This is a genomic window from Mesorhizobium sp. M3A.F.Ca.ET.175.01.1.1 (assembly GCF_004791945.1).
Lineage (GTDB): Bacteria > Pseudomonadota > Alphaproteobacteria > Rhizobiales > Rhizobiaceae > Mesorhizobium.
Window position 1 is genome coordinate 402,442 of the sequence record NZ_SRTP01000002.1, and the last position, 20,384, is coordinate 422,825.

The 20,384-nt window shown below is 64.0% G+C and carries 23 protein-coding genes; 13 read left to right on the forward strand and 10 right to left on the reverse strand.

All coding sequences use genetic code 11. The annotated features are described in order from the left end of the window. Positions 1-17: 17 nt before the first annotated feature. Positions 18-290 carry a DUF4164 domain-containing protein gene (locus EN818_RS06590; protein WP_095804606.1) on the reverse strand — a complete coding sequence of 91 codons (273 nt, stop codon included), beginning with the start codon at positions 288-290 and terminating at the stop codon, positions 18-20. Between the two features lie 261 nt (positions 291-551). On the opposite strand from EN818_RS06590, the gene tkt reads away from it, so the two are divergent. From tkt to EN818_RS06620, 6 genes are all read left to right on the forward strand, one after another. Further along, a complete protein-coding gene (tkt, locus tag EN818_RS06595; protein WP_129553680.1) occupies positions 552-2,543 on the forward strand; it encodes a transketolase in 1,992 nt (663 codons plus the stop codon). Positions 2,544-2,701: 158 nt separating this feature from the next. Then, the gene (gap, locus tag EN818_RS06600) at positions 2,702-3,712 is read left to right on the forward strand and encodes a type I glyceraldehyde-3-phosphate dehydrogenase (RefSeq protein WP_095804608.1); all 1,011 of its coding nucleotides are present in this window, start codon (positions 2,702-2,704) and stop codon (positions 3,710-3,712) included. 196 nt (positions 3,713-3,908) lie between these two features. Then, on the forward strand, positions 3,909-5,798 hold the full coding sequence (locus EN818_RS06605) for a potassium/proton antiporter (protein ID WP_095804609.1): 1,890 nt from the start codon (positions 3,909-3,911) through the stop codon (positions 5,796-5,798). 103 nt (positions 5,799-5,901) lie between these two features. Next, entirely contained in the window at positions 5,902-7,098 is a 1,197-nt protein-coding gene (locus EN818_RS06610; RefSeq protein WP_129553679.1) for a phosphoglycerate kinase, read from the forward strand. Positions 7,099-7,298: 200 nt separating this feature from the next. Then, positions 7,299-8,324: a class I fructose-bisphosphate aldolase gene (locus tag EN818_RS06615; RefSeq protein WP_095804611.1), complete on the forward strand. Its 1,026-nt coding sequence runs from the start codon at positions 7,299-7,301 to the stop codon at positions 8,322-8,324. Positions 8,325-8,408: 84 nt separating this feature from the next. Continuing rightward, a complete protein-coding gene (locus EN818_RS06620; protein WP_129553678.1) occupies positions 8,409-9,146 on the forward strand; it encodes an SGNH/GDSL hydrolase family protein in 738 nt (245 codons plus the stop codon). Positions 9,147-9,251: 105 nt separating this feature from the next. On the opposite strand, the gene EN818_RS06625 is transcribed toward EN818_RS06620, so the two are convergent. Beyond that, positions 9,252-9,413, reverse strand: a complete 162-nt coding sequence (locus EN818_RS06625; RefSeq protein ID WP_095804938.1) for a hypothetical protein — start codon at positions 9,411-9,413, stop codon at positions 9,252-9,254. 204 nt (positions 9,414-9,617) lie between these two features. Between EN818_RS06625 and EN818_RS06630 the strand changes: the two genes are divergently transcribed. Together EN818_RS06630 and EN818_RS06635 are read left to right on the forward strand one after the other, a co-directional pair. Then, the gene (locus EN818_RS06630) at positions 9,618-9,782 is read left to right on the forward strand and encodes a hypothetical protein (RefSeq protein ID WP_095804613.1); all 165 of its coding nucleotides are present in this window, start codon (positions 9,618-9,620) and stop codon (positions 9,780-9,782) included. Positions 9,783-10,001: 219 nt separating this feature from the next. Continuing rightward, positions 10,002-10,721, forward strand: coding sequence for a YafY family protein (locus EN818_RS06635; RefSeq protein WP_095804614.1), 720 nt, complete (start codon positions 10,002-10,004; stop codon positions 10,719-10,721). Positions 10,722-10,944: 223 nt separating this feature from the next. On the opposite strand, the gene EN818_RS06640 is transcribed toward EN818_RS06635, so the two are convergent. The 3 genes from EN818_RS06640 to EN818_RS06650 all read right to left on the reverse strand — a co-directional run bounded on the left by EN818_RS06640 (position 10,945) and on the right by EN818_RS06650 (position 13,387). Next, on the reverse strand, positions 10,945-11,640 hold the full coding sequence (locus EN818_RS06640) for a DUF1013 domain-containing protein (RefSeq protein ID WP_095804615.1): 696 nt from the start codon (positions 11,638-11,640) through the stop codon (positions 10,945-10,947). Between the two features lie 306 nt (positions 11,641-11,946). Beyond that, a complete protein-coding gene (locus EN818_RS06645; protein WP_095804939.1) occupies positions 11,947-12,087 on the reverse strand; it encodes a DUF1127 domain-containing protein in 141 nt (46 codons plus the stop codon). A gap of 289 nt (positions 12,088-12,376) precedes the next feature. Further along, positions 12,377-13,387 carry an NAD(P)H-quinone oxidoreductase gene (locus EN818_RS06650; RefSeq protein WP_095804940.1) on the reverse strand — a complete coding sequence of 337 codons (1,011 nt, stop codon included), beginning with the start codon at positions 13,385-13,387 and terminating at the stop codon, positions 12,377-12,379. A gap of 112 nt (positions 13,388-13,499) precedes the next feature. Between EN818_RS06650 and EN818_RS06655 the strand changes: the two genes are divergently transcribed. The 3 genes from EN818_RS06655 (at position 13,500) to EN818_RS06665 (ending at position 15,335) form a co-directional block, all read left to right on the forward strand. After that, positions 13,500-13,694 carry a DUF1192 domain-containing protein gene (locus tag EN818_RS06655; RefSeq protein WP_095804616.1) on the forward strand — a complete coding sequence of 65 codons (195 nt, stop codon included), beginning with the start codon at positions 13,500-13,502 and terminating at the stop codon, positions 13,692-13,694. 78 nt (positions 13,695-13,772) lie between these two features. Then, complete coding sequence (locus EN818_RS06660; protein ID WP_095804617.1) at positions 13,773-15,017, forward strand: MFS transporter; 1,245 nt, start codon at positions 13,773-13,775, stop codon at positions 15,015-15,017. 30 nt (positions 15,018-15,047) lie between these two features. Then, positions 15,048-15,335: a metalloregulator ArsR/SmtB family transcription factor gene (locus EN818_RS06665; protein WP_095804618.1), complete on the forward strand. Its 288-nt coding sequence runs from the start codon at positions 15,048-15,050 to the stop codon at positions 15,333-15,335. A gap of 48 nt (positions 15,336-15,383) precedes the next feature. Here the strand turns inward: EN818_RS06665 and EN818_RS06670 are convergent, their stop codons facing one another. Together EN818_RS06670 and EN818_RS06675 are read right to left on the reverse strand one after the other, a co-directional pair. Continuing rightward, positions 15,384-16,040 (reverse strand): glutathione S-transferase family protein, encoded by a 657-nt coding sequence (locus tag EN818_RS06670; RefSeq protein WP_095804619.1) that lies wholly within the window; start codon positions 16,038-16,040, stop codon positions 15,384-15,386. A gap of 17 nt (positions 16,041-16,057) precedes the next feature. Beyond that, the gene (locus EN818_RS06675; protein ID WP_095804620.1) at positions 16,058-16,885 is read right to left on the reverse strand and encodes an alpha/beta hydrolase; all 828 of its coding nucleotides are present in this window, start codon (positions 16,883-16,885) and stop codon (positions 16,058-16,060) included. 88 nt (positions 16,886-16,973) lie between these two features. Between EN818_RS06675 and EN818_RS06680 the strand changes: the two genes are divergently transcribed. After that, the gene (locus tag EN818_RS06680; protein WP_095804941.1) at positions 16,974-17,492 is read left to right on the forward strand and encodes a helix-turn-helix domain-containing protein; all 519 of its coding nucleotides are present in this window, start codon (positions 16,974-16,976) and stop codon (positions 17,490-17,492) included. Between the two features lie 39 nt (positions 17,493-17,531). Here EN818_RS06680 and EN818_RS06685 read toward each other — a convergent pair whose 3' ends face one another. From EN818_RS06685 to EN818_RS06695, 3 genes are all read right to left on the reverse strand, one after another. Further along, positions 17,532-17,933 (reverse strand): hypothetical protein, encoded by a 402-nt coding sequence (locus EN818_RS06685; protein WP_095804621.1) that lies wholly within the window; start codon positions 17,931-17,933, stop codon positions 17,532-17,534. 345 nt (positions 17,934-18,278) lie between these two features. Next, entirely contained in the window at positions 18,279-18,461 is a 183-nt protein-coding gene (gene rpmF / locus EN818_RS06690; RefSeq protein WP_006203806.1) for a 50S ribosomal protein L32, read from the reverse strand. 153 nt (positions 18,462-18,614) lie between these two features. After that, positions 18,615-19,322 carry a transglycosylase domain-containing protein gene (locus tag EN818_RS06695; RefSeq protein WP_095804942.1) on the reverse strand — a complete coding sequence of 236 codons (708 nt, stop codon included), beginning with the start codon at positions 19,320-19,322 and terminating at the stop codon, positions 18,615-18,617. A 129-nt stretch (positions 19,323-19,451) separates the two neighbouring features. Between EN818_RS06695 and EN818_RS06700 the strand changes: the two genes are divergently transcribed. Further along, positions 19,452-20,369, forward strand: coding sequence for a polyprenyl synthetase family protein (locus EN818_RS06700; protein WP_135904137.1), 918 nt, complete (start codon positions 19,452-19,454; stop codon positions 20,367-20,369). Positions 20,370-20,384: the final 15 nt, after the last annotated feature.

Below are 20,384 nucleotides of genomic sequence, written 5' to 3' on the forward strand. Positions count from 1 at the left end.
GGCCTGCCTGCCCAGCCTTATCTGTCCAACACGGCGCGGATGGTTTCCATGGCGGTCACCAGCCGGCGTGAGACTTCCTTGTTGGCATCTTCCAGCCGTTCGGCGCGCGCCTCCGAATTGTCGAGCTCCTGCGCCAGCCGCGAGCGGTCCGCGTTCATGCGCTGCACCTCGGCCTCGGCTTCGGAATAGTCGCGCTCCTGCTCGAGCCGCGTCGCCACGGCATTTTCGAGCCCCTCAATGGCTTTGCCGAGCCTCGCGATGACTTCCTTGAGTGTCGTTTCCCCGGTCATGGCCTTCGTCCTGTGCCCTGCCCATCACCGAATCGTTCGCGTTCAGAACGCGTTATCTGGGAAACATTAGGCGCCGTGTGAAGCGCGCGTCAATAAAGCTCTCGCGACTGTCCCCCGCTAACGCTAATGTAGCTCGGCCGACGCTTCACAAGACTGGCAAAAACGCACCCGATTTGTTGACTCAAGGGCCCCGCCTGCTATGTGTCGCGCACCCTTTTCCAGGGCTCTCCCAAGGCCCCAACCCCCATTTCCGGAGGAAGCATGACCTCGCGTGAACAACATGACCGGATGGCCAATGCGATCCGTTTCCTGTCCATGGACGCCGTCGAGAAGGCAAATTCCGGCCATCCCGGCCTGCCCATGGGCTGCGCCGACATCGCAACGGTGCTGTTCACACGCTTCCTGAAATTCGACGCCAAGGCTCCGCACTGGGCCGATCGCGACCGCTTCATCCTGTCGGCAGGCCACGGCTCGATGCTGCTCTACTCGCTGTTGTACCTCACCGGCTACGAGGACATGACGATCGACCAGATCAAGAATTTCAGGCAGCTCGGCTCGAGGACCGCCGGCCATCCCGAATATGGCCATGCCGCCGGCATCGAGACCACCACCGGCCCGCTCGGCCAGGGTCTTGCCAACTCGGTCGGCTTCGCGCTCGGCGAGCGCATCATGAACGCCGCCTTCGGCAACGACCTCGTCAACCACTACACCTATGTGCTGGCCGGCGACGGCTGCCTGATGGAAGGCGTTTCCCAGGAAGCCATCGCGCTCGCAGGCCACCTCAAGCTCAACAAGCTGATCGTCTTCTGGGACAACAACAACATCTCGATCGACGGCCCTGTCTCGCTCGCCGACAACACCGACCAGGTCGCGCGGTTCCAGGCCTCCGGCTGGAACGCCAGCCATATCGACGGCACCGATCCGGAAGCGATCGCCTACGCCATCGAGGCGGCGCGCCATTCCGACAAGCCGACCATGATCGCCTGCAAGACCACCATCGGCTTCGGCGCCCCGACCAAGGCCGGCACCAACAAGGCGCACGGCTCGCCGCTCGGCGCCGACGAAATCGCCGGCGCGCGGAAATTCTTCAACTGGCAATCGCCGCCCTTCGAGATTCCGGCCGACATTCTCGACGCCTGGCGCGCCGCCGGCAAGGCCGGCGCCGAGGCGCGCGCAGACTGGGAGGGACGCCTTGCCAAGGCCGACGCCACGCTGAAAAGCGAATTCGAGCGGCGCATCGCCGGCAAGCTGCCAGCGAATTTCGACGCCGTCATCGCCGACTACAAGAAGAAGTTGTCGGCCGACAAGCCGAAGGTCGCCACCCGCAAATCATCGGAGATGGCGCTGGAGGTTATCAACGGCGCGGTGCCGGAGACCATCGGCGGCTCGGCCGACCTCACCGGCTCCAACAACACCAAGACCAGCCAGACCAAGAACATCACGCCCGACGACTACGGCCAGCGTTATGTCCATTACGGCATCCGCGAACATGGCATGGCGGCAGCCATCAACGGACTGACGCTGCACGGCGGCGTCATTGCCTATGGCGGCACCTTCCTTTGCTTCTCCGACTATGCCCGCCCCTCGATGCGCCTGGCCTCGCTGATGGGCATCCGCTCGATCTTCGTCATGACGCATGACTCGATCGGCCTTGGCGAGGACGGCCCGACCCACCAGCCGGTCGAGCATCTGGCGGCACTGCGCGCCATTCCCAATCACAATGTGTTCCGACCCGCCGATGCGGTCGAGACCGCGGAATGCTGGCAGCTGGCGCTCGAATCCGAGAAGACACCCTCGACACTGGCGCTGACCCGCCAGAACCTGCCGACGGTGCGCATGGAGTTCAGCGAGAAGAATCTGAGCGCCTCCGGCGCCTATGAACTCGCCGCCGCCAGCGGCGAGGCGGCCGTGACGATCTTTGCCAGCGGCTCCGAGGTGGAGGTCGCGCTCGGCGCCCGCGATCTGCTTGAGCAGCACGGCCATCCGACCCGCGTCGTCTCGGTGCCGTGCTTCGAGCTGTTCGAGCAGCAGAGCGAAGACTATCGCAGCAAGACCATCGGCAACGCCAAGGTCAAGGTCGCCATCGAGGCCGGCATTCGCCAGAGCTGGGACCATATCATCGGCAGCGACGGTATCTTCGTCGGCATGACCGGCTTCGGTGCCTCGGGCACCATCGAGCAGCTCTATCCGCATTTCGGCATCACCGCCGAAGCAGCGGCGAAGGCTGCAGAAGCCCGCTTGCACGGCAAGTGAGAAAACGCGCCGATCCGGTGAAGCCATCCAGAGAGTTTCACCGGGCTGGCTCAACTTAATCGATTTAGAACTGGACTTCTGCGGCTGGATTCTTTGTCCACCCGCCGTTATGAAGCTGCGGACCCATCCGCTTTCCAGCCCCCAAGGAGAGAAAAGAAATGACCGTCAGAGTTGCCATCAACGGATTTGGCCGCATCGGCCGCAACATCCTGCGCGCCATCCATGAATCCGGCCGCAAGGACATCGACGTGGTCGCCGTCAACGATCTCGGCCCGGTCGAAACCAATGCGCACCTGCTGCGCTACGACAGCGTCCATGGCCGCTTCCCGCATGAGGTGACGGTCGACGGCGACCAGATCTCCGTCGGCACCGAGAAATTCAAGGTCACCGCCATCAAGGACCCGACGCAGCTGCCGTGGAAAGAGCTCGGCGTCGACATCGCGCTCGAATGCACCGGCATCTTCACCGCCCGTGACAAGGCCGCCGCGCACCTGACCGCTGGCGCCAAGCGCGTCATCGTCTCGGCCCCGGCCGAAGGCGCCGATCTCACGGTCGTCTACGGCATCAACCACGACAAGCTGACCAAGGACCACATCGTCATCTCCAACGCGTCCTGCACGACCAACTGCCTGGCGCCGCTTGCCGCCGTGCTGCACGAGACCGTCGGCATCGAGAAGGGCATGATGACGACGATCCACTCCTATACCGGCGACCAGCCGACGCTGGACACCATGCACAAGGACCTCTACCGCGCCCGCGCGGCAGCGCTCTCGCAGATCCCGACATCGACCGGCGCGGCCAAGGCGATCGGCCTCGTGCTGCCCGACCTCAAAGGCAAGCTCGACGGCATCTCGATCCGCGTGCCCACACCGAACGTCTCGGTGGTCGACTTCAAGTTCATCGCCAAGCGCTCGACGACCGCGCAGGAAATCAACGAGGCGCTGATCGCCGCCTCCAAGGGCAAGCTGAAGGGCGTGCTCTCGGTCACGCATCACCCGAATGTCTCGATCGACTTCAACCATGATCCGCATTCCTCGATCGCAGCGCTCGACCAGACCAAGGTCATGGACGGCAACCTGGTTTCGGTCCTGTCCTGGTACGACAACGAATGGGGCTTCTCGAACCGCATGGGCGACACCGCCGTCGCCTTCGGCAAGACCATCGCCTGATAGCGGCCTCCTTTGCTGATGTCCAAGACGCCCGGCTTCGGCCGGGCGTTTTCGTTTCAGCCGGTCCGACTTCCGGAGACTCCGGAAAATCTGCGGCATGGTGCGAAAAACCACGCTGTTGCCTTGCACTGGTCATGTCTTCGCCCCAGTCTGCCTTGAAGCGACAAAACACAGGGTTTTGGAGGGGCGATACCGGATGGAGCATGCCATCTATCTCGTGACGCTGGTCGGCACGGCACTCATTGTTGTCGCCGCGTTCTCGAGCCTGATCGCCTTTCGCTTCGGCGCTCCCTTGCTGCTTCTCTTCCTCTGCATCGGCCTTGCCACCGGCACCGATGGCCTGGGCATCGAATTCGACAATGCCAGGCTGGCTTATTTTGCCGGCTCCCTGGCATTGGCCATCATTCTGTTCGATTCGGGTTTCGGCACCCCGCTCAATGCGCTCCGTCAGGCGGCCGGGCCGGCGCTTTCGCTGGCGACCTTCGGTGTCGTCCTGACCACCGCGATCTTCGGCGCCGCCGCCTACTATCTTCTCAATCTCAGTTGGCTGGAATCCTCGCTGCTCGGCGCCGCCGTCGCCTCGACCGATGCGGCCGCCGTCTTCTTCCTGCTGCGCGCCGGCGAGATCCATCTGCGCGAGCGCGTGCGTTCGACGCTCGAGGTCGAATCCGGCACCAACGACCCGATCGCAATCTTCCTCACCATCACCCTGGTCGAGATCATCGCCGCGCATGCCAATCCCGAGGCGGATGTTCTCGCCACCAACCTGGTGCTCGGTTTTCTCATTAATATGGGGCTCGGCGCCGTCATCGGCGGGCTGGGCGGCCTCGCCATCGTGCGTCTCGTCGAGCGGCTCAACCTCGACCACGGCCTGCTGCCGATCTTCGTGCTGACCCTGTCCTTGATGGTGTTCGCAGCCGCCGGTGCCGTCGGCGGTTCGGGCTTTCTTGCCGTCTATCTCGCTGGCTTGGTCGCCGGCAATTCCGACATCCGCGCCGTCACCATCCTGAAGCGCTTCCAGGACGGTATGTCGTGGCTTGCGCAGATCATCATGTTCCTGATCCTCGGCCTGTTCGCGACCCCCTCGCAATTCCCGGCGATCATGGTGCCGGCGGTGCTGCTCGGCCTGTTCCTGATTTTCGTCGCACGGCCGCTCGCCGTCTGGCTCTGCCTGATCCCGTTCCGCCTGCCGCGCCCCGAAGTCGCGTTCGTCTCCTGGGTCGGCTTGCGCGGCGCCGTCTCGATCCTGCTTGCCATCACGCCGCTGCTCGGCGGCCTCGCCAACGGTCGCCTCATCTTCAACGTCGCCTTCATCATCGTGCTTGTGTCGCTTGTCGTGCAGGGCTGGACCGTCGGCCCGCTGGCGCGGCGGCTCGGCCTGATCGTGCCGGCGCGCCTTGGGCCGCTCGACAAGGTCGAGCTCGAGTTGCCCGGTTCGGCGCATCACGAGCTGCTTGCCTATCGCGTCGCGCCCGGCAGTCCGGTGGCGCGCGGCGAACGCATCCCGCGCTGGGCGAGGCCCTCGCTGGTGCTGCGCGACGGCCGTTCCATGCGTTTCCAGGACATGGGCCGGCTTGCCGCCGGCGACCAGGTCTACATCTTCGTGCCGGATCGGTATCCGCGCCTGCTCGACAAGCTCTTCGCCAGCCGCGCTGTGGTCGATCCCGAGGATGCCGATTTCTTCGGCGCCTTCTCCCTCGATCCGGCCCGCTCCGCGGCCGAGCTGGAGGCCGCCTACGGGCCAGGCCTCACCGAAGCCGAACAGAAGCTCACCGTCGCAGAGCTGGTTACGGAGCGTCTCGGCAGCCACGCCGAATATGCCGACCGAGTGATGATCGGCCCGATCGAGCTGATCGTGCGCGACGTCGACGAGAAGGGCAGGATCATCAGCCTTGGCCTGTCCTTCGAGCCGACCGCTCCAGTGGCGCGCGTGCCGGTTTTCCTCAGCGCCGGCGAGATCGTCGACCGCATCGCCGCTTTCATTCGAGGCTGGCGCAAGCCTGCCGAAATGCGGGCAGCCGAAAGCGGGCCCAACGAGCCGGCGACGCCTGAGCCTGAGGCGAAAAAAGCAGCGAGCGAAAGCTGACGTCACACAGCGACATCATTTTTGCGCGCGCGTCACCATGCGGGCCTTGCATCCCCGACCATGCCGGGTAAGGTCGCCGCGTTTTTTGCGGAAAGGAACGACCATGGCCGGCTTCAAGACACTCGACGACATCGGCGCCGTAAGCGGCAAGCGGGTTCTGGTGCGGGTCGACCTCAACGTGCCGGTCGCCGACGGCAAGGTGACCGACGCCACGCGCATCGAGCGCATTGCGCCGACCATTTCCGAGCTTTCGGCCCAGGGCGCCAAGGTGATCCTGCTCGCGCATTTTGGCCGCCCGAAGGAGGGCCCGTCGGCCGAGTTCTCGCTGGAGCCGATCGCCAGGGCCACGGCTGAAGTGCTCGGCCGTCCGGTCGGCTTCGCCTCCGACTGCATCGGCGACAAGGCTGCGGAAGCGGTCGCGGCCATGAAGAACGGCGACGTGCTGCTGCTGGAAAACACCCGGTTCCACAAGGCCGAAGAAAAGAACGAGCCCAGCTTCACCGACAAACTCGCCGCCAACGGCGACATCTATGTCAATGACGCCTTTTCCGCTGCCCACCGGGCGCATGCATCGACGGAGGGCCTGGCACACCGGCTGCCGGCCTATGCCGGCCGCACCATGCAGGCCGAGCTCGAAGCGCTGGAAAAGGGTCTCGGCAATCCGGTGCGGCCGGTGGTGGCGATCGTCGGCGGCGCCAAGGTCTCGACCAAGATCGACCTGTTGATGAACCTGGTGAAGAAGGTCGACGCGCTGGTCATCGGCGGCGGCATGGCCAACACCTTCCTTGCCGCGCGCGGCACGAATGTCGGCAAGTCGCTTTGCGAGCATGACCTTGCTCCCACTGCCAAGCAGATCATGATCGAGGCAGCCGAGGCCGGATGCGCCATCATCCTGCCCAACGACGGCGTCGTGGCGAAGGAGTTCAAGGCCGGTGCCCCGAGCGAAACCGTCGCCATCGAGGCAGTGCCGGCCGACGGCATGATCCTCGACGTCGGCGCAAAGACCGTGCAAAGCGTAACCGACTGGATCGACAGGGCTGCGACGCTGGTCTGGAACGGTCCGCTCGGCGCCTTCGAGATCGAGCCGTTCGACCGTGCGACGGTGGCGGCGGCCAGGCACGCGGCGGCCCGCACCAAGGAAGGCAAGCTGGTGTCCGTGGCCGGCGGCGGCGACACGGTCGCCGCTCTCAACCATGCCGGTGTCGCCGACGACTTCACCTATGTTTCCACCGCCGGCGGCGCGTTCCTGGAATGGATGGAAGGCAAGCCGCTGCCCGGCGTCGATGTGTTGAAGCGGTAGAGCACATCCAGGAATGCGCGTGGCGGTTTTTCCTCTGAACCGCGTGAACGCGGAGCATCTTGCAGCCAGGCGGAAGCGCCTGGCAACGCAATCAAAACCAGCAGAGCCCGCCGCTTCTGCTCGAATCCTGCTTCTCGCCGATGCTTCTTTGGCGGTAGAGTTCCGCAAAAGCGCGGAACCACCATCAGGGAGAAGCGAAAATGAGCGAACGTCTCGAAGACATTGCCGCCGCGATCGTGGCCGATGGCAAGGGCCTTTTGGCTGCCGATGAAAGCTCCGGCACCATCAAGAAGCGCTTCGACGTCATCGGCGTCGAATCGACCGCCGACAACCGGCGCGATTATCGCGAGATGATGTTCCGCGCCACCGACGCGATGACCAGATACATCTCCGGCGTCATCCTCTATGACGAGACGATCCGCCAGAAGGCAGCCGACGGCACGCCGCTGGTGGACATCATCAAGGCATCCGGCGCCATCCCAGGCATCAAGGTCGATGCCGGCGCCAAGCCGCTGGCCGGCTTTCCCGGCGACACCGTCACCGAGGGGCTGGACGGCCTGCGCGAGCGGCTGGCGGACTATTACAAGCTCGGTGCCCGTTTCGCCAAATGGCGCGCCGTGATCGATATCGACACGGCAAAAGGCGTGCCTTCCGCGACCTCGATCGCCTCCAACGCGCACGCGCTGGCCCGCTATGCGGCACTTTGTCAGGAAGCCGGCATCGTGCCGATCGTCGAGCCGGAAGTGCTTATGGACGGCGCCCACAGCATCGATACCTGCTATCAGATCAGCAAGGCGACGCTGCTGAAGCTCTATGACGAGCTCTATGCGGCACGCGTGGTGCTGGAAGGCACCATTCTCAAGCCGAACATGGTCATCTCCGGCAAGAAGTCGGGCCGGACCGACAGCCCCGAAGCGGTGGCCGAAAAGACCATAAAGCTGTTCCGCGAGACCGTTCCGGCGGCGGTGCCGGGCATCGCCTTCCTGTCCGGAGGACAGGGTGACGAGGAGGCCACGGCCAACCTCAACGCCATCAATGCCATCGGCCCGCATCCATGGAAACTCACCTTCTCCTATGGCCGCGCCCTGCAGGCCGCCGCGCAGAAGGCCTGGAGCGGCAAGGCATCGAACGTCGCCGCCGGCCAGGCGGCCTTTATCCATCGCGCCCATATGAACCATCTGGCGGCGCTTGGAAAATGGCAGCCGACGCTGGAAAAGGCCGCCTGACCAGCCTGACCTTTCTTGCAAACTCAAAGCCCGTGCAGCTTCGCCCGGGCTTTGCTTTTGGGTGATTGTCAAACGGGAACCACCATGCAGCGCCTGCTCGCCCTCCTTACCTGGCTCGCCTATCCGGTCTATGCCTGGCAGGGCCTTGGCGTGCGCCGCCGCACGACACGCATGCTGCCCGCGCACGGCCCCGTCATGCACGAGATCGCCGGCGCGGCGCCGGCCATCTCGCTGCTGGTTCTGGGCGATTCCTCGGCCGCCTCCGTCGGCATCGAACAATCCGAATACGGCCTTGCCGCGCAGCTTGCCGGCCTGACTGCCGAGCGTACCGGCAGCACTGTGCGCTGGCGCGCCGCCGGCTTCAACTCGGCAACGTCCGGCCAAATCCGTGATCACGTCCTGCCGAACCTGTCGGCGGATCCGTGGATGCATATCGTGCTCGCCATTGGCACCAACGACACCAAGAATTTCCATTCCGTGCCCCGCTTCAAGAAGGAGTTCGGCGGCCTGCTGTACGCGCTGCGCGCCAAATGGCCGGAGGCGCGCGTGGTCTGGTCGCCGGTGCTGGAATTCACCCGCGCGCCGGCAATGCCGCCGCTGCTCGGCAAGATCCTCGAAATCCGCGCCACGCAGATGAACCGGATGGGCGTGCGCCTCTGCAACGAGCGCGGCGGCGTTCCCGCCGCGCGCCTGCCGATCGACGATCCGGCGGCCGGTTTCGCCTCCGACGGCTTCCACGCTTCGGAAGCGGGCTATCGTGCCTGGGCCGAGCATCTGTTGGATTTTGTGCTCGGCAACGAAAGCCCGCAGAAGGCTTGCTGAACATCAAGTCAGGACGAGCCGGAAATGTTGGTGGCGTACTCGTGAGCTCCGGAAGCGCAGGGCACCCTCATTTGCAAGCCGTCCTCACCTGAAACTCATCGAACCTTAGGCCCAATGCCCGAGCATCGCCGCGAGCGAGATCGCCGCCATGGCGAGCACCGCCAGCTTCCAGAAATCGCTGCGCCGCTTCAGCCCCGGCCAGCCGAGCGGCTTGATGATCTGGATCAGCATGATGCCGATGATGACAAGGGCGAGAAGTTTGGTCATGGCGCCTTTGACCAGCATCGCTGGCTGCTGTCAAAGCGCTTCTTCGGCGGGCCGGCGATCCAGACCATTGCTGCCAAAAGCCTGGTTTGCTGTTCGTCCGCGGCGTCGCGCGATCTGTTTTTCAGAAGGCTGCCACCCTCCTGACAGACTGCTGTCAGCAGGGGTGTGCGATACTGCTCTCATCAAAAAGAGAGGAGTCTGGTCATGAACGGTTTTACGATTCTGCGTAGCGTGCAGCACTATGTCGGCAAGATTCGCACCGTACGGAACGAGATCCGGACCCAGCGTTTCCTGAACACTTTGCCCGCGGACATCCGCAAAGACATCGGTTGGCCCGATCTCTACGACGGCCGTGTGCGCAGGAACTGAAATTTTTCGACGCATGACTTGGATGTCGGCCGTGCCGCGCCCAGATGTAATGTCGGTCGAAACGCTCGGTTTCAGGAAAGATGCCATTGTTTGCGAGTTGATTCAGCGCAGCCTCCTGACACTATGTTGTCAGGAGGCCTGCGCTATTGAAGCTGACTCGAACCTGCGCCCGGTTGTGGGACCGCGGCATGCATAGAACCGAAACCAAGGGGTCAAACGATGCGCCGCGCCGACAGGCTCTTCCAGATCGTGCAGCATCTTCGCGGTGGTCGGCTCGTCACCGCGCAGAAGCTCGGCACGTGGCTCGAGGTATCCGAGCGGACCATCTATCGCGACATAGCCGACCTGCAGTCGACCGGCGTGCCGATCGACGGCGAGGCAGGGGTCGGCTACATGATGAGGGAGGGTTTCGACCTTCCGCCGCTGATGTTCACGCGTGACGAGATCGTGGCCTTGGTTGCCGGCGCGCGCATGGTGCGTGCTTTCGGCGGAGCCGCCATGGCGAGGGCCGCCGACGAGGCGCTGGTCAAGATCGGCGCGGTGCTGCCCGACGCCGAAAAGGACCGCATCGCCCGCACCGAGATCCATACGCCGATGTGGGTGGTGAGCGATGCCGCGCGGGAAGCGATCGACCTGATCGAGCGCGCCGTCGAGAAACGCCAGGTGCTGACCATCGACTATTCGGACGAGGCGGGCCGCAGCACGGCGCGCGATATCCGGCCGCTCGGCCTGTGGTTCTGGGGCAAGGTCTGGACCTTGGTCGCCTGGTGCGAGATGCGCGACGATTTCCGCGCCTTCCGCATCGACCGCATCGCCTCAGTGGTCATCGCCGGCCGCATTTTCAAGCCGGAGCGCGGCAAGCAGCTCGCCGACTTTTATCGCGCCGTCGAGCGCAGCGAGGATTACGGCATGGCGCCCGACCGTGCCGCCCGGACATGATGCCTCCCAAGCCATTGTCCAACAAAAAAGCCCGCTCGAAGCGGGCTTTTTTGTCGAGCCTTTGCAACTCGCCAAAAGTGCGGTTTTGGGCGAATGCATCGCCACGAGGCTTAAACTGCGGCGCGCTGAAAGGGATTCAGGCGACGCGCTTTAAGGTTTTGTTTGATGCATGTCGTAGTCTCAGAACCGCTGCGCACTTCTGAGCGACATGCATTAAGGAATCTCACTCCTCGTCCTCGGGCTTGTCCTTCGACTTCAGCGCCGACAGCTTGGCGAAGACGGCGTTGGCGTCGAGCTCCTGATCCTCGTCCTTGGGCTTTTCCGGCGCCGGCACCAAGCGCTCGGTAAGAGCCGCCGGCAGCAGCGTGTCGCCGGCGACGGGCTGCGCCTGCTCGCGTCCGCGCGAAGCGCGGTTGACCTCCATGTCGAGATCGATCTGCGAGGCCAGGCCCAGCGTCACCGGATCCATCGGCTGGAGATTGGCCGAGTTCCAGTGCTTGCGCTCGCGGATCTGCTCGATCGTCGACTTGGTGGTGCCCACAAGACGGGCAATCTGCGCGTCCTTCAGTTCGGGGTGGTTGCGCACCAGCCACAGGATCGCGTTCGGACGGTCCTGGCGCTTCGACAGCGGCGTGTAACGGGGGCCCTTGCGCTTCGATTCCGGCACCCTGACCTTGGGATCGGAGAGCTTCAGCCGATGGTTCGTGTCCTTCTCGCCGCGCGCAATCTCCTCGCGGGTCAGCTGGCCGGTCATGATCGGGTCCATGCCCTTGATGCCTTGCGCCGACTCGCCGTCGGCGATTGCCTTGACCTCCAGCGGATGCAGTCCGCAGAACTGTGCGATCTGCTCGAACGAGAGCGCAGTGTTGTCGACCAGCCAGACGGCGGTCGCCTTGGGCATCAGCAGCGTATTGGCCATGTCAAAAATCCTTCTCGTTCGCCCGCGTTCCCGCGCGGGCGGTGGTTTAGAGCCACCAAAATGGGAAATTCGCGGCCTGTATAAACGCTCCGTCACGATTTCGCAATATTTTTGGGAAGGGAGGCGTCCGAGGCATGTCGCCCGAAAGCGCACGGCGGCTTTGGGAAGACGACGTTGATAAACAAAGTGCCCCAAAAGACAAAACCCGCTGGACAGGATCCAGCGGGCTTGGAACCGGAGACAGCAAGCGTCTGCGACGGCTCTGGCTTTTCGGCGCAGCCCGGCCCTGCGGCCGGGCATGCGTCATCAAAGCGCCTGGCGGGCGACCTTCTCGATGTCGCCGCGGTTGATGCCGAGGTCGTGCAGCTGACGAGCATTGAGCTTGTTCAGCTCGCGCACGGTCTCGTTGTACAGGCGCCAGTTGCGGTAAGCGCGGATCGGGTTCATTTCAGTCCTCCATTCGTCTGGATCGTGGATTTCGATGACGCGTAAATAGGCATCGTTGCACAGGAAATGAACGGATGGTTTTGCATGGCGGCAATGCATTTGTTGCATTGCACCATTAAGGTTCTGTTCAGCTTGCGGAAGGCGATGCGGACACCCCAGGCTGCATCGAGCTTCAGGTCAGGTCGAGCCGAGAGTTGCGCCTTCGAGAACCGGGGCGGAGCGCATTTGAAACACGTGAGCACCGCAAGCGCCCCGTCCACAGACCAACCTCGCCTGAATTTCGACGCGCCTAGCCGACGTCGAGCACGATCTTGCCGATATGCTCGCCTTCCTCCATCCGCTCATGCGCCCGCCAGGCTTCGGTCAGCGGGAAGATCATATCCATGACCGGCGCGACCTTGCGGGTGCCGAGCAGGGGCCAGACCTGAGCCTCGAGAGCGGCGGCGATGGCGGCCTTGAACTCGACTGTGCGCGGCCGCAGCGTCGAGCCGGTATGGGTGAGGCGCTTGACCATGATCTTGGAGAAGTCCGCGCTCGCCACCGCGCCAGCCTGCACCGCGATCTGGACGATGCGGCCCTCCATGGCGGCGGCGTGGTAGTTGCGGGCGACATAGTCGCCGCCGACCATGTCCAGGATGAGGTCGGCGCCCCGGCCATCGGTTGCGTCCTTGACCTGGGCGACGAAATCCTCTTCGCGATAGTTGATCGCGCGGTCGGCGCCGAGTTTCAGGCAGGCGTTGCACTTCTCCCTGGTGCCGGCCGTGGTGACGACATAGGCGCCGAACGCGGACGCCAGCTGTATGGCAGTGGTGCCGATGCCGGACGAGCCGCCATGGACGAGCAGCGTTTCGCCCTTCTTCAACCCGCCGCGCTCGAAAACATTATGCCAGACGGTGAAATAGTTCTCCGGCACCGCCGCGGCTTCCGAATAGGTGAAGCCGGCCGGGATCGGCAGCACGCTGCCGGCATGGACCTTGACATATTCGGCGTAGCCGCCGCCCGGCGTGAGCGCGCAGACCCGGTCGCCGATGCGCCAGCGCGAAATCTCGTCGCCGAGCGCCGCCACCTCGCCGGCCGCCTCGAGGCCGGGCAGGTCCGAGGCGCCGGGCGGCGGCGGATAGGCGCCCTTGCGCTGCTGTACGTCCGGCCGGTTCACGCCGGCGGCATGGACCCGAATGAGAACCTCGCCGGGGCCGGGCTTCGGCACGTCCCTCGTCTCCGCCTTCAGCACCCTGGGACCGCCCGGCTGCGAAATCGCGATGGCCGTCATCTTCGCCGGAATCTTGTGTCCGCTTGGCATGGTTCCCGTCTCCTCAACGCCGGTCGAGTCGCCGGCTGTTTGCATCGGCGCCCTCGCCCTATGTATGCTGATTGCCAAATCAGGCAAATGGCCAACTCAGGGAGGAGCGACGATGGCGACCTTCGACGACGAACCCAGGAAGAAGCCGCGCTCGCACGAGATCGGGCAGGACCTGGCGCTGCTTTCCGTCGATGAATTGTCCGAACGCATAACCCTGTTGCGTGACGAGATCGCCCGGCTCGAGGCCGAGCGGGCCGCCAAGGGCGCCACCAAGTCAGCCGCCGAGGCACTGTTCCGCCGCGGTTGACTTCCGCGGCTCGTTGCCGCTGAAAAGCCCCAATAAGCCTGTCAGACCTGCGCCACGACATTCCAGCCAGACGAGCCCATGTTCGCCACATACAGACCGATTCTCTCGCTGCTTCGCGGCACCGCCTTCCTGCTTGCGGCTTCCGGCCTGCACGGCCTGCTTCTGCCGCTGCGCGGACAACTGGAAGGATTCTCCACCGCTTCGCTCGGCCTGATGGGCACGGCCTGGGCCGGCGGCTTCGTCGCCGGCTGCTTCTTCGCCCCGCGCCTCGTGCGCCGTGCTGGCCATGTCCGCGCCTTCGGCGCCTTCGCCGCGTCGGGCGCCATAGTCGCCCTGCTCACCGGGCTGATCATCGAGCAGTATATCTGGATCCTGCTGCGCGCCTTCACCGGCTTCACCATGGCCGGCGCTTTCATGGTCATCGAAAGCTGGCTGAACGAGAAAGCGACCAACGAGAACCGCGGCACCGTCTTCGGCCTCTACATGATGGTCACTTTCGCCTCGATCATGGGTGGCCAGATGATCGTCGCCGGCGGCGACGTGAGATCGGCCTCGCTGTTCATGATCACCGGCATATTGTTCTGCCTTTCGCTCATTCCGACGGCCGTCTCGACGCAGTCGCACCCCAAGCCGCTGCAGGATGTGAAGCTTGACGTCAAAGGCCTCTACGCCAATTCTCCGGTATCGGCCGTGGCTTGCCTCCTGATCGGCATCGCCAACGGTGCGTGGGGCACGCTTGGGGCCGTCTATGGCGCGCGCATCGGCATCTCGACCGCCGAGATCGCGCTGATGATGAGCCTTGTGGTGATTGCCGGCGCGGCCATGCAACTCCCCGCGGGTCGGCTTTCCGACACCACCGATCGCCGCTTCGTGCTGGCTGGCGCCGCCTTCGGTGCGGCCGTGTTCGCGGTGCTGGTCTTCCTGATCGAACCGCATTCGGGCGCCTTCGTGATCGCCATGACCGCTGCCTATGGCGGCTTCGCCTACACCCTCTATTCCATCGCGGTTGCGCATGCCAACGACCATGCGCGGGCCGAGGATTTCGTAAAGGTCTCCGGCGGTCTGCTCCTGCTTTATGGTTTCGGCACCATGATCGGGCCGCTGCTGGGGGCTGCCCTGATGGGACTGCGCCCCGAGGGGCTTTTTCTTGCCACCGCCTTCGCGCACCTTTGCCTCACCGGTTACACGCTGCTGCGCATCCGCCGTCGCGCTCCTGTGCCCATCGAAAACCGCGAAGCCTTCAAGACGCAGCCGGCTGATAGGGCGGTCACGCCGGAAGCCTTGCGGCTCGATCCGCGCAGAAAGGTTGAAACCGACGGTTGAGATTCGGCGAAGTTTGCCTAAAAATATGGTATGATGTTCTCCGACGCCTTCATGGCGATAGCCGATCCCAACCGGCGTTATCTCTTGGAAGAGCTCCGACGCGGCCCGAAGACGGTCAACGAACTGGCGGCCGGATTGCCGGTTTCCCGTCCAGCCGTTTCCCAGCATCTGAAGGTCCTGCTCGACGCCGGCCTGGTCCATGCCAAGGCCGAGGGCACGAAGCGCGTCTACACCGTCAGCCAAGCGGGCTTCCTCAGGCTGAACATCTGGCTCGACCAGTTCTGGGAATCCGAGGAACTCGGCGCGCCCGGCAGCTGAAGCCGTCAGCTGCCGGGCGGCTGTCGCTTCCGAACTGTTTCTGCCGGCTCAACCGTCATTGTAGGGGAAGAGCTTGAAATAGGGCTGCGCTTCCTTGATCACGCGGGCAAAGGAAGCGCGATCCATCAGGCGATCGTGGTAGCGCCTCACGGCAGGGAACTTGTCGCCGAACGGTTCGACCTTGTTGGCGTAGAACAGGGCCGGCGAGGCAGCGCAGTCGGCCATGGTGAAGGTCTCGCCCACTGCCCAGGTCTTTCCCTTCATCTCCTGTTCGATGATGGCGTAGGAGGTGCGAAGCTGCGCGCGGGCCTGCTCGACGCCGAACGGATCGGTCTTGTCCTGCGGCCGCAGCCGGTCGCCGACGATCTTCTGCATCGGCTCCTGCACATAGAAATCGTAGAAGCGATCGGCCTGGCGGATCTTGATGGCGAGGTCGATGTCGGCCGAAACGAGTTCGACCGGTCCTGGATAATAGGCGGCGAGATATTCGATCACGATGGTCGATTCCAACACCGTGCGGTCCCGCGTGTCGTCACGAAGGGCCGGCATCTTGCCGGTCGGCGATACCTTCAGGAAAGCCGTGCGCGACTGCTCGTCGCCGAGATCCACGATGACCGGCGTGAAAGGCGTGGCGTTTTCGTAGAGCGCGATCAGCGGCTTCCAGCAGAAGGAGGCCAATGGATGAAAGTGCAGGGTCAGGGACATTTCTTCTCGCTTCCATTTTATCCGCCATGCTGCGTGATGGCTTCGATGATTTGCGGCCAATCCATGCGATGCAGTTCATGGCCACCGCCTTCTATCCGCACCAGTCTGGCGCCGGGAACCGCCGAGGCCAAGGCCTCGCCGTGCTCGATCGGGAAGATCGGATCGGCCGTGCCGTGGATGACGAGCAGCGGCACCGACAAATCTTTTGCCCGCCGCTCCTGCCCCCCACCCTTGAGCAGGAAATGATTGGTCGCGCTGGCGAGGCCGCCGGAACGGTCGAAATCCTCCTCGATCGTGGCGCGTGCGCGGTCCTCGTCGAACGGATGCAACGTGCTGGCGAGCGCATGCGCGTCCTCAAGCATGTAGGAGAGCACCTGATTCCTCTTCGACCAGTCGACGTCGGCGCCATGCGCCGAATGCTTCCGGTAAGCCTCGCTGGTGTCCGGCAGGCCGGACGTGTCGACGCCAAGCGGCGAACTGGAGATCACGGTGAGTGCCCGAACGCGTTCGGGATATTTCAGCGCCGCGATCTGCGCGATCATGCCGCCCATCGACATGCCGGCGACATGCGCCTCGCCTATCAGGTGATCGTCGAGCACCCGGATGGCATCGTCCACCATGTCCTCGAACGTATAAGGCGGTTCGCCCGGTGTGTATTTCGTCGACAGGCCTGTATCGCGATTGTCGTAGCGGATGACGAAGCGGCCGCGCTCGGCGAGCTGCCGGCAGAAGGCCTCCGGCCACCAGAGCATCGAAGCCATGGCGCCCATGATCAGCAGGATGGCCGGGTCGGCCGGATTGCCGAAGCCTTCGCAGACAATTGTCGGGCGGCGGATCAGGGTCATCGTCCAGTCCTCCAATCCGATTGCATTTTGCAATCAGTTGCACGATAATCAAACCGATATCATTATGCAACTGGTTTTGGAGAAATATATGAACACCGAGCACCGGTCCGGCTGCCCGATCAATCTGTCGCTCGAGGTCTTCGGTGACCGCTGGAGCCTGATCATCCTGCGCGACATGATCTTCGGCGGCCGCCGGCATTTTCGCGAGCTGCTCAAGGGATCGCTGGAGGGCATTGCCTCCAACATCCTGGCCGACCGGCTGAAGCGGCTGATGGAACTGGGCCTGCTCACAAAGGCCGACGATCCCAGCCACAAGCAGAAGGCGATCTATAGCTTGACCGAGATGGCAATCACCTTGGTGCCGATCATGGCGCATCTCGGCGCCTGGGGACGGGTCTGGTTGCCGGTGAGCGAGGAGCTTTCGATCCGCGCCGAGCTGCTGGAAAAGGGCGGCCTGCCGCTATGGGATCAGTTCATGGACGAGTTGCGCCACGAGCATCTCGGCGCGCCGGTGAAGACGCCGCCAGGCACGCCGAGCGTCCGCGCGCAATTGCAGGCCGCTTATGAAGCGGTGGTGGCGCGCAAGGCTTCGGCCGCCGCCAGATGACCGCGCTTGAGCGGCAGGCCGCAGGATGGTCGGCACAGCCTAATTCAGATTGATATCCCGGCTCGCCGACCGCATCGACACCGAGAACCCGGCAAGCACATCGAAGAGCGCGATGATCATCAGCGTGAAGAAAACGGAGTGCGCGGCGCCCTTGACCAGCAGGAACTCGACCAGAAAGGCGATGAAGACCAGCGTCGACAGAAGATGATCGAGGATCGATGCATTGGTGGTGCGCACCGATTTCGAGATCTCGACGAACAGGAAGATCAACCCGATCAGCACCATCAGGTCGCCGAGCGTCATCGAGAACACGCCGCCCGACATCATGCGGAATGAAAACATCTCGGTCATCCACGGATCGTCGCCGCCGCCGAACAGTCCGAGCAGTCCGAGATTGTAAAGGACGAAAGGCACGATCAGCAGCGGGATGGCACCGAACATCTGGGCAACTCCAATGGGCTCCCATTTGTAGAATGCCGGGCAGGCACGCCGTCAAGGTTTTTCAGGCGCGGCGGCAAACACGCTTTGGAGCAATTCCGGGAAAAGCGTGAAACGGTTTTCCGTCAGCAATTGCGTCAAACAAAGGGATAGAGCGGTTCGCCGTTTGCGTGAAACGGTGAACCGCTCCAAAACCCGAATGAAACAGGAATGCCAGCCGGTTGCCGGCCTTTCGCCGGTCTGCGAGGCTCGGCCGGAAGGCAGCGATCCGGCCCAGACCGCGAGCCCAAAACGCAAAAAGACCGGCCAGTGGCCGGTCTTTTGACTTGCCCAAACCGTGGAAGCTGCTCAGCTTTCCTTCGGCTCCAGGACCTGGCGGCCGCGATACATGCCGGTCTTCAGGTCGATGTGGTGCGGGCGGCGCATTTCGCCGGAATTCTTGTCCTCGACATAGGTCGGGGCCTTGAGAGCGTCGGCCGAGCGGCGCATGCCGCGCTTCGACGGAGAGGTTTTTCTTTTTGGAACGGCCATGGATATGCTCCACTACATGGTCAAAATGCCCCGGCAACCCTCGCGAAAGGGCCGCATCGAGGCCATAATCTGAGAAAGTCGGGTGCCTATACACGCCTTGCGCCGTTTTGGCCAGCACTGCCGCGAATTTTTTTGACCCGCCGCCGCCTTTCCCTAATCCAGGCAACCCACATACGCTCCGGACCTGCCCGCGCGCCGCTCGATCAGATTGGCGAGACGCCTCAAGCCAGGGCCGGGCTTGGCCGGATTGCGGGCGATCGGGTTGGGCAAGGTGACGGCGAGAAGCGCGGCCTGCCGTCGCGACAATTGCTTGGCCGAGACGCCGAAATGATGCTGGGCGGCCGCCTCGATGCCGTAGATGCCCGGTCCCCATTCGGCGATGTTGAGATAGATCTCCATGATGCGCCGCTTCGACATCACCGCGTCGAAATAGACGGCCAAAGGCAGTTCGACCACCTTGCGCACGCTGCCCAGCGGCCGCGACCACAAGAACAGGTTCTTCACCGTCTGCATGGTGATGGTGGAGGCGCCGCGCGTCGCCTCGCCGGCCAGGGCATCGTCGACGACGCCGCGCAATTCGCCGAGGTCGACGCCGCGATGGAAGCAGAACTGCCCGTCCTCCGACATGATCACCGAATTCGCCAGCACCGGCGCCACGTCGTCGATCGACACCCAACGCCGGTCGTAGCCGGAGAAAGTCACGAGGTCTTTCAGCATCAGTGTCGATACCGGATGCACGAAGGAGGGCAGATAGAGGAAGGCGAGCACGACCGGCATCGCCACCAGGACGGCGGCGACAACCACCAAGCGCCGGCCGAGGCGCTTGAGACCGGCGCGGTTCAGACGCCTCGGCCGCGCCATGTCCAGCACTTCGCTTCCATGATCCACGATTGGTTCCGTCAAGCCGCCCCACCCGCGCCATTCGCCCAACCGGCATAAAGGCGCGACGCTTCTTGCGCAATGTCTGAGTGTCGGCTACCGGTCCCGACCATGACGAAAGACGACCAGATGGCCTTCGATTCCGCGCTTTTTGCGCGTGCCGCCACGATCGAGACCCTGCTGCGGCGCCTGCTCGACGCGCGCCCCTCGCAAGGCGAGATCGCCCGGCCGGAGCGCCTGATGGCTGCCATGCGTCATGGCGTGCTGAATGGAGGCAAGCGGCTCCGCCCTTTTCTGGTCATGGAAAGTGCGGCTCTGTTTTCGGCCGATGGCGAGGCCGCGCTGCGTGTCGCGGCGGCGCTCGAATGCGTGCACTGCTATTCGCTGATCCATGACGACCTGCCGGCCATGGACGACGATGACCTGCGCCGCGGCCAGCCCACCGTGCACAGGGCCTTCGACGAGGCGACCGCGATTCTGGCCGGCGACGCGCTGCTGACCTTGGCCTTCGATATCGTCGCCGACGAGGCGACCGCGCTGCCGGCCGAACGCCGGGCGTCGCTTGTCCTGGCGCTCGCCCGCGCCGCCGGAACCGGCGGCATGGTCGGCGGACAGAGCCTCGATCTGGACGCCGAGCGCAAGCGGCCGGACGAGGCCGGCATCATCACGCTGCAGGCGATGAAGACCGGCGCGCTGATCCGCTTTGCCTGCGAGGCCGGCGCGATCGTCGCCGGTGCCTCCGCCACTGATCGCGAACGGCTGGCGGAGTTTGGCTCGGCAATAGGGCTTGCCTTCCAGCTAGCGGACGACTTGCTCGACCTCACCGCCGACGTGCACCAGATGGGTAAGGCGACGAAGAAGGACGCCGCCGCCGGCAAGGCGACTGTCGCGGCGCTGCATGGCCCCGACTGGGCGCGCGGTCAGCTCCATGGCCTCATCGACCAGGCGCATGCGCTGCTCGAACCCTATGGTGAGCAGGCGGCGATGCTGAAAGCCGCCGCGACGTTCGTCGCGACCCGGAGCAGCTGACGCTGCATCTCTGGG

Bases quoted from the DNA above. Each gene is read 5' to 3' on its own strand.
- EN818_RS06590 (WP_095804606.1), bottom strand. From the start codon at position 290: ATGACCGGGGAAACGACACTCAAGGAAGTCATCGCGAGGCTCGGCAAA.
- tkt (WP_129553680.1), top strand. From the start codon at position 552: ATGACCTCGCGTGAACAACATGACCGGATGGCCAATGCGATCCGTTTC.
- gap (WP_095804608.1), top strand. From the start codon at position 2,702: ATGACCGTCAGAGTTGCCATCAACGGATTTGGCCGCATCGGCCGCAAC.
- EN818_RS06605 (WP_095804609.1), top strand. From the start codon at position 3,909: ATGGAGCATGCCATCTATCTCGTGACGCTGGTCGGCACGGCACTCATT.
- EN818_RS06610 (WP_129553679.1), top strand. From the start codon at position 5,902: ATGGCCGGCTTCAAGACACTCGACGACATCGGCGCCGTAAGCGGCAAG.
- EN818_RS06615 (WP_095804611.1), top strand. From the start codon at position 7,299: ATGAGCGAACGTCTCGAAGACATTGCCGCCGCGATCGTGGCCGATGGC.
- EN818_RS06620 (WP_129553678.1), top strand. From the start codon at position 8,409: ATGCAGCGCCTGCTCGCCCTCCTTACCTGGCTCGCCTATCCGGTCTAT.
- EN818_RS06625 (WP_095804938.1), bottom strand. From the start codon at position 9,413: ATGACCAAACTTCTCGCCCTTGTCATCATCGGCATCATGCTGATCCAG.
- EN818_RS06630 (WP_095804613.1), top strand. From the start codon at position 9,618: ATGAACGGTTTTACGATTCTGCGTAGCGTGCAGCACTATGTCGGCAAG.
- EN818_RS06635 (WP_095804614.1), top strand. From the start codon at position 10,002: ATGCGCCGCGCCGACAGGCTCTTCCAGATCGTGCAGCATCTTCGCGGT.
- EN818_RS06640 (WP_095804615.1), bottom strand. From the start codon at position 11,640: ATGGCCAATACGCTGCTGATGCCCAAGGCGACCGCCGTCTGGCTGGTC.
- EN818_RS06645 (WP_095804939.1), bottom strand. From the start codon at position 12,087: ATGAACCCGATCCGCGCTTACCGCAACTGGCGCCTGTACAACGAGACC.
- EN818_RS06650 (WP_095804940.1), bottom strand. From the start codon at position 13,387: ATGCCAAGCGGACACAAGATTCCGGCGAAGATGACGGCCATCGCGATT.
- EN818_RS06655 (WP_095804616.1), top strand. From the start codon at position 13,500: ATGGCGACCTTCGACGACGAACCCAGGAAGAAGCCGCGCTCGCACGAG.
- EN818_RS06660 (WP_095804617.1), top strand. From the start codon at position 13,773: ATGTTCGCCACATACAGACCGATTCTCTCGCTGCTTCGCGGCACCGCC.
- EN818_RS06665 (WP_095804618.1), top strand. From the start codon at position 15,048: ATGATGTTCTCCGACGCCTTCATGGCGATAGCCGATCCCAACCGGCGT.
- EN818_RS06670 (WP_095804619.1), bottom strand. From the start codon at position 16,040: ATGTCCCTGACCCTGCACTTTCATCCATTGGCCTCCTTCTGCTGGAAG.
- EN818_RS06675 (WP_095804620.1), bottom strand. From the start codon at position 16,885: ATGACCCTGATCCGCCGCCCGACAATTGTCTGCGAAGGCTTCGGCAAT.
- EN818_RS06680 (WP_095804941.1), top strand. From the start codon at position 16,974: ATGAACACCGAGCACCGGTCCGGCTGCCCGATCAATCTGTCGCTCGAG.
- EN818_RS06685 (WP_095804621.1), bottom strand. From the start codon at position 17,933: ATGTTCGGTGCCATCCCGCTGCTGATCGTGCCTTTCGTCCTTTACAAT.
- rpmF (WP_006203806.1), bottom strand. From the start codon at position 18,461: ATGGCCGTTCCAAAAAGAAAAACCTCTCCGTCGAAGCGCGGCATGCGC.
- EN818_RS06695 (WP_095804942.1), bottom strand. From the start codon at position 19,322: ATGGCGCGGCCGAGGCGTCTGAACCGCGCCGGTCTCAAGCGCCTCGGC.
- EN818_RS06700 (WP_135904137.1), top strand. From the start codon at position 19,452: ATGACGAAAGACGACCAGATGGCCTTCGATTCCGCGCTTTTTGCGCGT.